The organism is Streptomyces sp. NPDC055243, assembly GCF_044544025.1.
GTDB lineage: Bacteria > Actinomycetota > Actinomycetes > Streptomycetales > Streptomycetaceae > Streptomyces.
In genome coordinates this window covers 921,245-935,741 of sequence record NZ_JBITWR010000002.1, presented here as the reverse complement: position 1 = coordinate 935,741, position 14,497 = coordinate 921,245, and the positions used below count along the sequence as shown (strand labels likewise).

General features: G+C 71.8%; 11 protein-coding genes. 2 read left to right on the top strand and 9 right to left on the bottom strand.

From position 1 onward, the window contains the following. Positions 1 to 20 precede the first annotated feature (20 nt). From ACIGXX_RS08900 to ACIGXX_RS08875, 6 genes are all read right to left on the bottom strand, one after another. Positions 21 to 920 carry a LysR family transcriptional regulator gene (locus ACIGXX_RS08900; protein WP_351161262.1) on the bottom strand — a complete coding sequence of 300 codons (900 nt, stop codon included), beginning with the start codon at positions 918 to 920 and terminating at the stop codon, positions 21 to 23. A gap of 57 nt (positions 921 to 977) precedes the next feature. Beyond that, the gene (locus tag ACIGXX_RS08895; protein ID WP_351161259.1) at positions 978 to 2,186 is read right to left on the bottom strand and encodes a glycine C-acetyltransferase; all 1,209 of its coding nucleotides are present in this window, start codon (positions 2,184 to 2,186) and stop codon (positions 978 to 980) included. Positions 2,187 to 2,238: 52 nt separating this feature from the next. Continuing rightward, positions 2,239 to 3,267 carry an L-threonine 3-dehydrogenase gene (gene tdh / locus ACIGXX_RS08890; protein WP_351161256.1) on the bottom strand — a complete coding sequence of 343 codons (1,029 nt, stop codon included), beginning with the start codon at positions 3,265 to 3,267 and terminating at the stop codon, positions 2,239 to 2,241. A gap of 134 nt (positions 3,268 to 3,401) precedes the next feature. Next, the gene (locus tag ACIGXX_RS08885; protein ID WP_351161252.1) at positions 3,402 to 4,586 is read right to left on the bottom strand and encodes a Gfo/Idh/MocA family oxidoreductase; all 1,185 of its coding nucleotides are present in this window, start codon (positions 4,584 to 4,586) and stop codon (positions 3,402 to 3,404) included. A gap of 44 nt (positions 4,587 to 4,630) precedes the next feature. Beyond that, positions 4,631 to 6,835, bottom strand: a complete 2,205-nt coding sequence (locus ACIGXX_RS08880; protein ID WP_399974387.1) for a right-handed parallel beta-helix repeat-containing protein — start codon at positions 6,833 to 6,835, stop codon at positions 4,631 to 4,633. Positions 6,836 to 6,870: 35 nt separating this feature from the next. Then, the gene (locus ACIGXX_RS08875) at positions 6,871 to 8,370 is read right to left on the bottom strand and encodes a M1 family metallopeptidase (protein ID WP_399973988.1); all 1,500 of its coding nucleotides are present in this window, start codon (positions 8,368 to 8,370) and stop codon (positions 6,871 to 6,873) included. 273 nt (positions 8,371 to 8,643) lie between these two features. Between ACIGXX_RS08875 and ACIGXX_RS08870 the strand changes: the two genes are divergently transcribed. Continuing rightward, positions 8,644 to 11,094, top strand: coding sequence for a polysaccharide lyase 8 family protein (locus ACIGXX_RS08870; RefSeq protein WP_399973985.1), 2,451 nt, complete (start codon positions 8,644 to 8,646; stop codon positions 11,092 to 11,094). Between the two features lie 44 nt (positions 11,095 to 11,138). After that, a complete protein-coding gene (locus ACIGXX_RS08865) occupies positions 11,139 to 13,025 on the top strand; it encodes a DUF2264 domain-containing protein (RefSeq protein WP_399973982.1) in 1,887 nt (628 codons plus the stop codon). 1 nt (position 13,026) lies between these two features. Here the strand turns inward: ACIGXX_RS08865 and ACIGXX_RS08860 are convergent, their stop codons facing one another. From ACIGXX_RS08860 to ACIGXX_RS08850, 3 genes are read right to left on the bottom strand one after another with little or no spacing between them, the layout of a single operon-like run. Beyond that, positions 13,027 to 13,554: a GAF domain-containing protein gene (locus ACIGXX_RS08860; protein ID WP_399974384.1), complete on the bottom strand. Its 528-nt coding sequence runs from the start codon at positions 13,552 to 13,554 to the stop codon at positions 13,027 to 13,029. Then, positions 13,551 to 14,147: an ATP/GTP-binding protein gene (locus ACIGXX_RS08855; protein WP_249586446.1), complete on the bottom strand. Its 597-nt coding sequence runs from the start codon at positions 14,145 to 14,147 to the stop codon at positions 13,551 to 13,553. Before ACIGXX_RS08855 ends, ACIGXX_RS08860 begins: the two co-directional genes overlap by 4 nt. Beyond that, positions 14,125 to 14,496, bottom strand: a complete 372-nt coding sequence (locus tag ACIGXX_RS08850) for a DUF742 domain-containing protein (RefSeq protein WP_249586447.1) — start codon at positions 14,494 to 14,496, stop codon at positions 14,125 to 14,127. The genes ACIGXX_RS08855 and ACIGXX_RS08850 overlap by 23 nt, the downstream gene beginning before the upstream one ends. Position 14,497 lies beyond the last annotated feature (1 nt).

Genomic DNA, 14,497 nt, shown 5'->3' with positions numbered 1-14,497 from the left:
ACCGGGCCGCGACACCGCCGCTACTCCGCCGCCTCGCCCAGCGCGTCGAGGACCGGGCGGATCAGCGGGTGCTCCTCCGCGCCGCACCGCACCGCCGCGAAGACCCGGCGGGTGGGGGCGACGCCCTCCACCGGGCGGATCACCACGCCCGAGACGTCCATGCCCCGCAGCGCCGACCTCGGTACCAACGCCACGCCGGCGCCCGCCGAGGCCAGCGCGACCACCGCGCGGAAGTCGTCCGACCAGTGTTCGAGCAGGGGCTGGAAGCCCGCCGCCTCGCAGGCGAGTATCACCACGTCGTGGCAGGGGTTCCCGGCGAAGGGGCCGATCCACGCGTCCTTGGCCAGCTCCGCGAGCGGCACGCGCTCCGCCGCCGCGAGGCGATGCGTCTTGGGCAGCACCGCGTCGAACGGCTCCGCGTAGAGCGGGACCCGCGTCAGCCGCGGGTCGTCCACGCCCGGAGCGCCGCGGTACTCCACGGCCACCGCGACGTCCACCTGCCGGTCGAGCACCATCGGCAGGCTCGCGTCGCCCTCCGCGTCCTGGACCCGCACCCGGATGCCGGGCGCCGTGGACGAGAGGCGGGCCAGGGCGGGGCCGACCACCAGGGCGATCCCCGTGGCGAAGGACGCCACGGTCACCGTCCCCGCCTCGCCGGAGCTGTACGCGGCGAGCTCCGCCTCGGCCCTCTCCAGCTGGGCGAGGACCGCGTTCGTGTGGGAGAGCAGGATCTCGCCCGCCGGGGTCAGCCTGACCCCGCGGGCACCCCGCTCGACCAGGCGGTGACCGGTCTCCTGCTCCAGGGCGGTCAGCTGCTGGGAGACCGCCGACGGCGTGAGATAGAGCGCGGCGGCAGCGGCCGTGACCGTGCGGTGGTCGGCCACCGCACGGAGGATGTGCAGCCGCCGCGCTTCGATCATGAGGCCGATTGTCCCAAACCGCGGGCCTCACCGACACCAGCGGCCTCACCCAGCGGTTCAGGCACCCGCGGCGTCCAGCTCCGCCCGCGCCGCCACGAAGGCGTCCACCGCACGGTTCACGTCCTGCGTGGAGTGCGCGGCCGACAGCTGGACACGGATACGGGCCGCGCCCTGCGGCACCACCGGGTACGAGAAGCCGATCACGTACACACCGCGCTCCAGGAGCAGCTCGGCCATCCGTCCGGCGACCGAGGCGTCGCCGATCATCACCGGGGCGATCGCGTGGTCGCCCGGCAGGATGTCGAAGCCCTCCTGCGTCATCCGCGAGCGGAACAGCGCCGTGTTCGCCGCGAGCCGCTCGCGCAGGTCGCCCGCCGACTCCAGGAGGTCCAGGACCTTCAGGGAGGCCGCCGCGATCACCGGGGCGAGCGTGTTCGAGAAGAGGTACGGGCGCGAGCGCTGGCGGAGCAGCGCGACGATCTCCGCACGGGCGGCGACGTAGCCGCCGGAGGCGCCGCCGAGCGCCTTGCCGAGCGTGCCCGTGATGATGTCGACGCGGTCCATGACGCCGTGCAGCTCGGGGGTGCCGCGACCGCCGGGGCCGACGAAGCCGACGGCGTGCGAGTCGTCGACCATCACCATCGCGTCGTAGCGGTCGGCGAGGTCGCAGATCTCCCGCAGCGGGGCGACGTACCCGTCCATGGAGAAGACGCCGTCGGTGACGATCAGCTTCCGGCGCGCGCCGCCCTCGGCGGCCTCCTTCAGCTGCTGCTCCAGGTCCGCCATGTCGCGGTTGGCGTAGCGGAAGCGGCGGGCCTTGCTCAGCCGGATGCCGTCGATGATGGAGGCGTGGTTGAGCGCGTCCGAGATGACCGCGTCCTCCGCGCCGAGCAGCGTCTCGAAGACGCCGCCGTTGGCGTCGAAGCACGACGAGTAGAGGATCGTGTCCTCCTGGCCCAGGAACGCGGACAGGCGCCCCTCGAGCTCCTTGTGCACTTCCTGCGTACCGCAGATGAAGCGCACGGACGCCATGCCGTAGCCCCAGCGGTCCAGAGCCTCGTGCGCGGCGGCGACCACCTCGGGGTGGTCGGCGAGGCCGAGGTAGTTGTTCGCGCAGAAGTTCAGCACCTCGCCGGGGCGGCCCCCCGCGGTGACGGAGACCGTGGCGGACTGCGGGGTGCCGATGACGCGCTCGGGCTTGTGCAGGCCGGCGGCGCGGATCTCGTCGAGGGTGGTGCGCAGGTCGTCGCGTACGGAGTCGAACATGCTTGATTCCTTTGGGAGTTAAGCCGTGGGAGCCATGGGAGGGCCGAGAGGTTCAGGAGGTCCAGTCGAGGATGACCTTGCCGCCGCGACCGCTGGCCGCGTCGTCGAAGGCCGCCTCGAAGTCACGGTGGCCGTAGCGCCCGGTGATCACGGGGGCGAGGTCGAGGCCGCCTTCGAGCAGCACGGACATGGAGTACCAGGTCTCGAACATCTCGCGGCCGTAGATGCCCTTGATCGTGATCATGGAGGTGACGATCCGGGACCAGTCGACGGCGAATTCCTCGGCCGGCAGACCGAGCATGGCGATCTTGCCGCCGTGCGTCATGTTGGCGAGCATGTCGCGCATCGCGACGGGGTTGCCGGACATCTCCAGGCCGACGTCGAAGCCCTCGCGCAGGCCCAGCTCGCGCTGTCCTTCGGCGATCGAGGTCTCGGCGACGTTCAGGGCCAGGCTCGCGCCGACCTTGCGGGCCAGCTCCAGGCGCTCCTCGCTGACGTCCGTGATCACGACGTTGCGGGCGCCCGCGTGCCGGGCCACGGCCGCGGCCATCAGGCCGATCGGCCCCGCCCCGGTGATCAGCACGTCCTCGCCGACCAGCGGGAACGACAGGGCGGTGTGCACCGCGTTGCCGAACGGGTCGAAGATCGCGGCCACGTCGAGGTCCACGGGGACGCGGTGCACCCACACGTTGGCGGCGGGCAGCGCGACGTACTCCGCGAACGCCCCGTCCCTGCCGACGCCGAGCCCCACCGTCGCGCGGCACAGGTGGCGGCGGCCGGCCTGGCAGTTGCGGCACTTGCCGCAGACCAGGTGGCCCTCGCCGCTGACCCGGTCGCCGATGTTGATGTCCGCGACGTCACGCCCGGTCTCGACGACCTCGCCGACGAACTCGTGCCCGACGACCAGCGGCGCCGAGATGGCCTGCTGCGCCCAGCCGTCCCAGGCCCGGATGTGCAGATCGGTGCCGCAGATCCCGGTGCGGAGCACCTTGATCAGGACGTCTCCGTGGCCGATCACCGGCTCGGGTACGTCCATCAGCCGGAGCCCTGGCTCCGCCTTCTCCTTGACCAGCGCCTTCAACGCAACGGCTCCTGTCGTACGTCGCTTCTTCCACCGACGACACAGGAATCTTCCTTACGGCGGCGCCCGGGTCCATCGAGGATTTCTTAAGCGCCGCCGCAGCTTTCCTTCAGGCCCGGCTTCAGGCCCCTCCTTCAGGCCCGGGTCTGGCCCCGCTCGAAGTACGCGATGAGCTCCGGGTCGAGGACCGGCACCTCCCGAGGCGTGCCCCCGTCCCGCAGCGACTGGGTCGCGCGCACGCCCGCCGCCACCGCCATCCTGGCCGCGACCGGCGACGTGTCGGTGCGCCCGCCCTCGCGCACGAAGCGGACGAACTCCTCGATGAGCAGCGGGTCGGAGCCGCCGTGCCCGCCCTCGTCCTGGGCGTCCGGCACCGGGTACTCGGCGTCGGCCTCGGGGCGGTAGGCCGAGCGGCGCTCGTTCCAGACCTTCACCACTCCCCCGGGGCCGTCGCCGAAGTTCTCCAGGCGGCCCGCGTCGCCGATCACGGTGTAGTTGCGCCAGTAGTCGGGGGTGAAGTGACACTGCTGGTAGGAGGCCAACACCCCGTTGTCCAGGCGCATGTTGACCAGGGAGACGTCCTCCACGTCGATGACGGGGTTGAGGTCGCGCTGGGTGCGCGGCGGCCAGTGGCCGTCCGCGGTGTACCAGTCGTCCGTCTTCGGCTCGCCCGGCTCGCGGCGCGGGTTGTCCCCGTAGACCATGAGGTCGCCCAGGGCCTGCACCTGACGGGTGTAGCCGCCGGCCAGCCAGTGCAGGACGTCGATGTCGTGGGCGGCCTTCTGGAGCAGCAGGCCGGTGGTGTGCTGCCGTTCGGCGTGCCAGTCCTTGAAGTACCAGTCGCCTCCGTAGGCGACGAAGTGGCGTACCCAGACCGTCTTGACCTCGCCGATGTCGCCGCGCCGGATGATGTCGCGCATCAGCCTGATCACGGGCATGTGGCGCATGTTGTGGCCTACGTAGAGACGCGTTCCCGTCTCGTAGGCGGTCCGCAGGATCTCGTCGCAGGCCTCGATGCCGATGTCCAGCGGCTTCTCCACGAAGACGGGCTTGTTCTCACGCAGCGCCTCGCAGGCGAGCCGGGCGTGGGTGTGGTCGGGGGTGAGGATCACGACGGCGTCGACGTCCGGGTCCTCGACGACCTTGCGGTGGTCGGTGGATATCAGGGCTCCGGGGAAGGCCACGGCCGCCTCCGTCCGCGCGGTCACGTCGTGGTCGGCGAGCGCGGTGACGCGGGAGCCCGCGCCGGGCCGGTGGGCGGTGCGGGCGAGCGAACCGCGCAAGCCGTAGCCGAGGACGCCGAGACGGAGGTCGGTCATGGTGTGCCTTTCCGTACAAATACCTGTGCGAGTGCGGGTGTTGCCTATGTACGTGCAGGGTGCACGAGTACGTGGGCGAGCGCCACGCGTCCCGTGCCGGTGAGCTTGATCCTTATGTATCTGGCTTCCGCGTCCGTGTCGAGGAGTGTGGGCCGAAGCGCTCGCCCGGTGACGTGCAGGGTCCTCGCGTCGGCGAAGTCCGCGCGCCGCGCGAGCTGGACGTCGAAGTCGGCCGTGGCCATGGAGGTGCCGTTCCAGACCTCGACCTGGCCTACGCGCCGCACGTCGCCGAGGTCGACCTGCCACCAGGCGCCCGGTTCGGACAGCGTGCGGGTGTCGGTGGAGGTGTCGCCGTCGGTCGCGTACGCCGCCTCGGCCGCGCCGTCCGTGGAGGACTGGGACGCGGTGCCCGCGCGGGCGAGGTCCGGGCGGAGCTGCTCGGGCGCCGCTGGGTGCGCGCCCGCGCGGGCCGCCACGGCGAGCGCGTCCGAAGGCAGCCGGTCGAGCTCCGTGTGGTTGTCCCGCATCGTCGATCCGGTGCCCGTGAGGGCGGGTGCGTCGGTGTCGGTCCAGTTGCCGGTGGCGTGGTTCTGGATGCCGTAATCGGCCCAGTTGGAGACCCACTTGTAGCCGATGCGGGTGATGACGTTGCCCTCGACGCGGATGTACGAGGACTGCTCGTCGAGGTAGATGCCGTTGCCGTCGCGCTCGGTGTTCCCGTAGGCGGAGCGGTTGATGTAGTTGCCGGAGACGACCGTGCCGGGCTGGGCGCCCTGGGTGTAGACGGCGCCGCCGTCGTGCTGGGCGTTCTCGACGCGCATCACGTCCGTGATCCTGTTGCCGGTGATCCGGTTGTCCCGGAGCACGGACTTCTGGGCCTCGGGCTGGTTCCAGCCCCAGCCGACGGAGATCCCCGAGTAGGGCAGCTCGTCGAGGGTGTTGTGGTCGACGCTCAGCTCGGCCTCGTACCCGGCCCAGATGCCCACCGCGTCGGTGTACTCGACGCCGGTGCTGCGGATCGTGTTGTACGCGACGGTGTTCCGCTCACCCGCCAGTTCCGCGTCCGGCTTCGGCTCGGTGTCGCCGACGTACACGGCCCCGGACGACAGGTCCGTGAAGCGCGAGCGCGTGACGGACGTGTCCTTGGTGCCGGCTTCGAGGACGACTCCGGCGCCGCCCAGATGCGTGAACTCGGCGCCGCTGACGGCCACATGACGGCCGCCGCGCACCGTCAGGGCCGCGCTCGGCTTGGTGTAGTGGCGGCCCGCGTGATCGACCGGGCCACTCGCTCCGGTGAGGGTGAGACCGGCCTGGGTGCCCGCGTAGCCCTCGTCGGTGGAAGGTTGGCCGTACGCCGCGTACGCGAAGCCGATGCCCTGCACGCGCAGGTCGTGGGCGCCGTCGACGACCATGAGCCGCTCGGTCACCGGGGTGAGCACGCGCGCGTGGCGCATGTCCTCACCCTTGCGCGGGAGGTAGGTGACAGTGCGGTCCTCGGCGTCCCAGACGAACTCGCCCGGCTTGTCGAGGAGTTCGCGGGCGTTCTCGAAGAAGGCCACTCCGGAGTAGCGCGACGAGTCGACGGTGGTGGAGTCCCAGGCGGGTCCCGTACGGTTCGTGCCGCTCGCGGAGTTGGTCCAACAGGGCTGCGCGAAGGTGAGGTCGTCCCCTTCGACGCCCGCGATCCGGCAGTGGTAGTCGCGCCAGCGGATCTTGATGACGGCTTCCGCGCCGGTGGGCCGCTTCCAGTTCGCGATGCCGGTCGCGGTGGCGCCCGTCATGCCGGTCTTCGTGGCGTCACAGGTGCTCGCCGCGCAGGCCTTCCCCCGCGCGCGCAGCGCCCGCTCGCCGTCCACGAACAGCTGGCGCGGGGTGATCCCTTCGGGGACACGGGCGGTCCAGGTGCCGTCGGTGGCTTCGGACCATCCCTTGAGCGCCCGGCCGCCGGAGAACACGGGCTCGGCCCCGCGCGCGGCGGTCCAGGTGACGGTGTGCCCGTCGCGCCCGGAGTCGGCCGCGCCCAGCGTCAGCGGTTCGCGCATCTCGTAGGTGCCGTGGGCGAGTTCGATGCGTACGTCCCGTCCGCCGACGGTGCGGGCGGCGTCGCGCGCGGCCTGCGGGGAGCAGGGGCGGGCGGCGGTGCAGGACTCTCCGGAGCCGTTCGGGGACACGTGGAGGATCTTGGGGCCGGGGGCGGCCTGGGCCGTGCTCTGCGGGGCGATGGCGGCCCCGGCGGCGGCGAGGGCCATGGTGATCCCGGCGATGCGGGGGCTTCTCACGCTTCTCACTTCGCGACACCCCAGTCCGGGTGCCCCGGCATGGGCGGGTTGTCGAGGTCGAACAGCCAGTGGTGCAGGAACGTGCCGACCGAGTCGTCGCCGGTGACCTCGACGGCGTTGTCGATGAAGTCCTGGGTGGAGGCGTTGCCGTGCCGGTGCTCGGTCAGCCACGCCTTCATGACGGCCTCGAACCGCTCGTGGCCGATCTGCTGGTCGAGGGCGTAGAGGGAGACCGCGGCTCCGTCGTAGATGTTGAAGCCGCCGAGCCCGGTGGGCTTTCCGGGCGGGCCGTCGGTCTTGCGGACCGCGTCGAGCTTGGCGTACGCGGTCTTCATCTTCTCCTCGATGGGCTGGAAGCCCTTCTGGTCCGCCCACACGGCCGCGTAGTAGACGGCAGGTCCTTCGTTCAGCCAGGCGTCCTGCCAGGTGGCGGGGGTGACGGAGTCGCCGAACCACTGGTGGGTCAGCTCGTGGACCATGGTGGTCGAGTAGGTGGGCCGGTCGAACCACGACGGCCCGAAGAGCGAGAGGGTTTGGTTCTCCAACGCGTCGCTGTAGCCGTCCCGCACGATCTGCACGCCGTACGTGTCGAACGGGTAGCGCACGCCGAGAGTCCTCTCCAGCCAGGCGAGCTGCCCGCCGGTCTCCTCGGCGATGGGCCGGTACTTCGCCAGTTGGTCCTCGGGGAGAAGGTGGCGCAGCTTCACTCCGCGCGGGCCGCGGCCGTGGACGTAGGTCTGCTTGTTGACGGAGATCCCCAACAGCTCGGGCGCCATGGGGGACTTGAGGGAGAAGTCCCAGGTCTTCTTCTGCCCCGCGTCGCGGGTGCCCGTCAGGTTTCCGTTGGCTCCTGGCGTCCAGCCGTCCGGGGCGGTGAGGTGGAAGGACCAGGTGGCCTTGTCGGAGGGGTGGTCGTTGACCGGCGCGAAGGTGTCGGCGCGGGAGGCCTGGGCGGCGGAGGCGAAACCGCCGTCGGACATGTACCGCCAGCCCGGCTGGCCGATCGGCTTGGTCTTGCCGTTGCCGTGGTAGGTCAGTTCGACGTCGAAGGCCCGGTGGTCGCGCAGGCCGCCCGCAGGGGTGACGGTGAGCTCCTGGCCGGTCTTGCCGGGGCCGATCGCCCATGCGGCCTTCTTGCCGTTGACCTTGATGGCGTCGATGGCCAGTGAGTCGACGTCCAGGTTGAAGGACGACAGGTCCTGGGTGGCTCTCGCCTTGATCCTCATGGTGCCGGTGAAGTCGTACGTCACCGGCGTGAAATCGAAGGAGAGGTCGTAGTGGCGGACGTCGTAGCCGCCGTTCCCGAGCGTCGGGAAGAGCGGGTCGCCGACGCCGTCCGCGCCCGGGGTCGGGTCGAGGGGCGCCGCGTGGGCGGGGAGGGCGAGCGCGAGGGTGGCGGCCGCGGCCGCCGTCGCCGTCGCGGCGCGGAGGGTGCGGGTGGTACTGCGAGCACGGACGGTCCGGGTACTGCGATCACGTACGGTTCGGGTCCTGTTCTCAGCCATGGGGCCGCAACGTAGTAATCGCTTACTGTCGCCGTCAACACCCAGAAGGCCCTCCGCTCTTGGACTTTCCCACCCTCCTCACTGGGCGGGCGGCTGTAACCGGTTAAGGCGCGTGGGATCTCCACGAAACCCCTGTGGACAGAAAGAACATAGAAAGATGCCGGGCCCTCTTGCCCCCGCACAGCAACCGCTTACATGCTGTCGCGGAATCGCTCACGCCTCTCCCTCCCCTGCCCCGATGCCCCGATGCCCCGACACCCACGGGAGTTCCGCATGCCTACGCCCCTCCCCGGCCCCGCCGGCCCCCGACGCCGCACACTCCTCGCCGCGGCTGCCGCCTCCGCGCTTCTGCCGGTGGCCACGGGCGGCACGGCATGGGCAGCCCCCGGGGACGGAGCGGACCCGTACGATCCACTGCTCGCCCGCGCGGCGGCGCAACTCACCGGCGGCGCGTTCGACGCCGCCGACCCGGACTTCGCGGCGGCCCTGAAGGTCCTGGACACCCAGGCGGCGGGCTGGTGGCGGGACTTGGACCGGTCCGCGGGCCGCAGCGCCCTGTGGGCCGACCTCTCCCCCGCGAAGGACCCGGGCAACTTCGGCCAGAGCTACACCCGCCTGCGCACGATAGCCACGGCCTGGGCCACGCCCGGCACCTCCCTGAGCGGCAGCGCCGAAGCGGCGGACGGCCTGCTCGAAGCCCTGCGCTTCCTGCACGCCGACGCCTACAACACCAGCCGCCCCGAATCCGGCAACTGGTGGTTCTGGGAGATCGGCGCGCCCCGCGCCCTGATGGACACGTGCGTGCTGCTGCGCGAGAAGGTTCCCGCGGCCGACCTGGCGAAGTACACCTCCACGGTGGCGAAGTTCTGCCCGGACCCGGACCGCCGCACCAACATCCCGACCCTGTCCGAGACGGGCGCCAACCGCGCCGACAAGGCCGTCATCGTGGCACTGCGCGGACTCCTCGCACGGGACGCGGCCACCCTGGCCCTGGCGCGCGACGGCCTGTCCGACGTCCGGGACAAGGGCAAGAACAGCCTGTTCACGTACGTCACTTCGGGCGACGGGTTCTACGAGGACGGGTCGTTCGTGCAGCACGGCTCCGTCGCGTACACGGGAACGTACGGCAGTGTCCTGCTCGGCAGCGCGGGACAGCTGATCGCGCTGCTCGCGGACTCCGAGTGGGCCGTCACCGATCCGAAGACGTCCGTGCTGTTCGAGGCGGTGGACCGGACCTTCTCGCCGGTCATCTTCGACGGCCTGATGATGGACGCGCTGCGCGGCCGTGCGACGTCCCGCGAGAAGGCGCCGGACCACAAGGACGGCGCGGCGGCCCTCACCAACATCCTCCAGCTGGCGGACGGCGCACCGGCCGCGTACGCCGAACGCTGGCGCGCGCTGGCCAAGGGCTGGATGAGGCGCAACAAGACCCACCCCTATCTGAGCCTGGTGGGTGTCCCGGCGCTCGCCCGCGCCAAGGCCGTCATTGACGACCCCGCCGTGCCGGCCACCGACCGGCTCACCGGGCACTTCGCGTTCGCGGACATGGACCGGGTGGTGCACCGGCGCCCCGGCTGGGCGCTCACGCTCTCGCTCTCCTCGAAGCGCATCGCCGCGTACGAGGCGGGCAACGGCGAGAACCTGCACGGCTGGTACACCGGCGACGGCATGGCCTATCTGTACGACGGCGACGACCTGGGGCAGTTCGGGGACGGCTTCTGGGCGACGGTCGATCCGTACCGCCTGCCGGGCACCACCGTGGACACCCGCAAGCGCGCCGACATCGGCTCGGGCGGCGGCACGGGGACCTACCGGCCGAAGAACGCCGTCGCGGGCGGCGCGGTGCTCGAGGGCCGGTACGGCGCCGCCGCGATGGAGCTCCTCGCCGACGGCAGCACGCTGCGCGCGAGGAAGGCGTGGTTCTTCCTCGACAACGCCGTCGTCGCCCTGGGCGCGGACATCACGGCGAGCGACGGCCGGACCATCGAGACGGTCGTCGAGAACCGCAACCTGTACAAGGCCGGGGCGCCCCGCCTCACGGTCGACGGCCGGCGCCAGCCCTCGCACTCGGGCTGGTCGGCGACCCTGCCCGGCGCCCGCTGGGCCCACCTGGAGGGCACCGGCGGCTACGTCTTCCCCGACCACCCCGGAACGACCTCCGACGACCGGGGCGGCGCCCGCCTGCACGCCCTGCGCGAGGAGCGGACCGGCACCTGGCGGGAGATCAACACCGGCGCGGACACCGGGGGCAGCACGACTCCGCTCACCCGCCGCTATCTGACCCTGTGGCTCGACCACGGCGTCTCCCCCGCCGCGTCCTCGTACGCCTACGTCCTCCTCCCCGGCGCCGGCGCCACCGCGACCGCTCTCTGGTCCCACTCACGGCCGGTCCGCATCGTGGCGAACGACGCCACCGCCCAGGCCGTCGAGGCCCGTCGGCACGGCCTGGTCGCCGCGCACTTCTGGCAGCCCGGCAGCGCGGCCGGTCTCACGGCATCGGGACCCTGCACCGTGATCGTGCGACGCGGCGGCGACGGCGGCATGTCGCTGGCCGTGGCCGACCCGGGCCGCACGGGCACGACGGTCACCGTGGAACTGCCCTTCGCCGTACGGAAGGTGGTCCGTGCCGACGACACGGTCACCGTCACGCCGGGCCGCCGCCCGGTCGTCACCGTCCGCGTCGGGGGCTCGCGCGGCCATACGCACACCGCGCTCCTGAGGTGACCGCGAGGTGACCGCCGCCCCACCGACCTCTCGGAGGACCCGCCATGCCCGCACCGCACCTGGCCCTGCCGCCCACCGACCGGGTCCTGTCCCCGCTCACGGGGTGGACCCGCGCCCACTGGGAGGCGCTCGCCGACCGGCAGTTGGAGGCGCTCGTCCCGTACGCGACGCCGAACTTCGCGCAGTACCGGCTGCCGGGGCGCGGCAGTTGGTCGGGGGTCGTCTCGGACGGTCTCGAAGGGTACGCACGGTCATTTCTCCTCGCCTCCTTCCGCATCGCGGGAGCGGGCGGTGAGGTGGACCCCCACCTCCTCGAACGCTACGCGCAGGGTCTGACAGCGGGCACGGACCGCGACGGCGCGGGCGGTGAGGCCTGGCCCGCACTCAGCGACTGCTCGCAGCAGATGGTCGAGGCGGCGTCGATCGCGATCGGGCTGCACGAGACCCGCCCCTGGATCTGGGACAAGCTCGATCCCCGGGTCCAGGAGCGGGTCGTGGACTGGTTCTCCGGCTTCGTCGGCGGCAGGACGTGGGACAACAACTGGCGGCTCTTCCAGGTGGTGTCCGAGCAGTTCCTGGCCTCGGTCGGCGCTCCGTACAACCAGGCGGACATCGACGGCGGCCTGGACCGCATCGAGGACTGGTACCGCGGCGCCGGCTGGTACAGCGACGGCGACGGACGCAACTTCGACTACTACATCGGCTGGGCGATGCATCTGTACCCGCTGCTCTGGTCCCGCATGGCGGGCCCGGACGGCGAGGCGCGCGCCAAGGTCTACCGCGAGCGGCTGGCCCAATTCCTGGACACCTACCCGCAGTTCTTCGGTGCGGACGGCGCTCCCGTCCACCAGGGCCGCTCCTTGACCTACCGGTTCGCGACGACCGCCCCGGTCTGGATGGGCGCCCTCGCGGACTGCACGCCCCTGGCCCCCGGCCTCACCCGGCGCCTGGCGTCCGGCACCGCACGGCACTTCGTGGAGCGCGGCGTCCCCGACGAGCGGGGTCTGCTGCCGCTCGGCTGGTACGGGACGTTCCTGCCCGCCACCCAGGCCTACTCGGGTCCGGCCTCCCCCTACTGGGCCAGCAAGGGGTTCCTCGGCCTGCTCCTGCCCGCCGACCACCCGGTGTGGACCGAGCGCGAACTCCCGCTCCCCGTCGAGGAGTCCGACCAGTACACGGCGCTCCCCGAGCCCGGCTGGCTCCTGCACGGCACACGGCACGACGGCATCGTCCGCCTGGTCAACCACGGCAGCGACCACAACCCGCTCGAAGGCCCCGCGGCCGACGACCCGCACTACGCCAAGTTCGCCTACTCCACGGCGACCGCCCCCGAAACCGCCCCGAGCGCATGGGGCCGCACCGTGGACAACCACCTCGCGCTCCTCGCGCCGGACGGCACCCCCTCGCGCCGCCGCCGCATCCACCCGGTGCGCTGCGAGGGGCGCGTGGCCGCATCCCGCCACGAGGCGCTGCTGCCCGGCACGCGGGAGGCGTTCCCCGTCGAGACGACCAGCGCGCTGCACGGCCCGTGGGAGATCCGCGTCCACCGGGTCCAGGCCCCGGCGGGCGCGACGGTCCGCGAGGGCGGCTACGCGGTGGCCGACGAGGCACCCCCGCACGCCGAACAGGGCCCCGGCTGGGCGCTCACCCGCACGGAAGCCGGGCTGACCAGCGCTGTCGTCGCACTGCACGGCTGGGACGAGGGGGCGGGCATCGCCCGTGAGGTGGCGGCGAACGCCTACGGGCCGCACTCGGCCACCCCGTATCTGACGTCCGCCCGCCACGAGGGCGGGGCGAGCGTCCACGTCACGCTGGTCGCCCTCTCCCAGGACGCCGTCCGGCCCTCGGCGCTGCGGCAGGCCGTCTCCTGCGAGGTCGACGGCGACACCGTGCGCGTCCGCTTTCCCGACGGCGACGTCCTGGAGGTGTGACTCAGATCCCGCCGTCCTCCCGGCGGTGGATCTGCTCGATCAGGTCCGCCGCCATCGCCTTGATCGTCTCCAGGCCCGCCCTGCCCCAGGGCCGGGGCTCGACGTCCACCACGCAGACCGTGCCGAGCGCGATGCCCGTGCGGTCGATGAGCGGGGCGCCCAGATAGGAACGGATGCCGATCTCGTCGACCACCGGGTTCCCCGCGAACCGCGGGTAGTCGCAGACGTCCTCCAGGACGAGGGCCTTGCGCCGCACGATCACATGCGGGCAGTACCCGTGATCGCGCTCCATGTAGCGGTGCTCCGGATCGCCCGGGGTGTGCAGGCCCGCGAAGAACTGCCGGTTCTCGTCGATGAAGTTGACCATGGAGTACGGCGCGCCCGTGACCTCGGCGAGCCGGTCGGCGAAGGCGTCGAAGGCGAGGTCCGGACGGAGTCCTATGCCGAGCCTGCGCAGCCTCCGCACCCGGGTCGGCGCCTCCCTGTCGACGGGGGTGAGCAGCAGGTTCGCGGTCGTGTCGTACATCAGGTGTGGGCTCCGTAGCTCGGTGCGGCCGGGGCGTGGGCGAGGAGGTGCTTGACGAGGGTGAGGAGGGTCGCGATGCCCGAGCTGGAGATGCGCGCGTCGCACCGCACGACGGGCACCTGCGGGTCCAGGTCGATGGCGGACCGTACCTCTTCGGGTTCGTAGCGGTGGGCGCCGTCGAATTCGTTGATGGCGACGATGAAGCCCATGCCGCGCTGCTCGAAGAAGTCCACCGCCGCGAAGCAGTCCTCCAGGCGGCGGGTGTCGGCCAGGACCACCGCGCCGAGCGCGCCCTCGGAGAGTTCGTCCCACATGAACCAGAAGCGTTCCTGGCCGGGCGTACCGAAGAGGTAGAGGACGTGCTCGGGATCGAGGGTGATGCGTCCGAAGTCCATGGCCACGGTCGTCGTGGTCTTGTTCTCGACGCCCGACAGATCGTCGGTGCCCTCGCTGACCGTGGTGAGGAGCTCTTCCGTGCTGAGCGGCGCGATCTCGCTCACCGCGCCCGTGAAGGTCGTCTTGCCGACCCCGAATCCGCCCGCGATCAGGATCTTCAACGCGGTGGGGAAGGGGTCAGAGCTGTCGTCGTAGTCCATCGAGCACTGCCTCCAACAGGGACCGGTCAGTGGGGTTGTGGTAGAAGTCCGGGGCCCTCAGGGTGAGCGCCCCGCAGTCGACGAGATCGGAGAGCAGCACCTTGGTCACGACCGCGGGCAGTTTCAGCTGCGCCGCGATCTCCGCGACCGACGTGGGTGCCGCGCAGAGCCCGAGCGCCTGCGTGTGCTCGGGCCCCAGGTAGCCGATGACCGGTCTCCCGGTGGCCATCACCTGGGTCAGGAGGTCCAGTTGGGCGGTCGGCCGGGTCCGTCCGTCGCTGACCGTGTAGGGACGGACGAGGCGTCCGGCGGATTCGTCGAGCCATGGCCCGTCGTGCGGGGCCGCCACG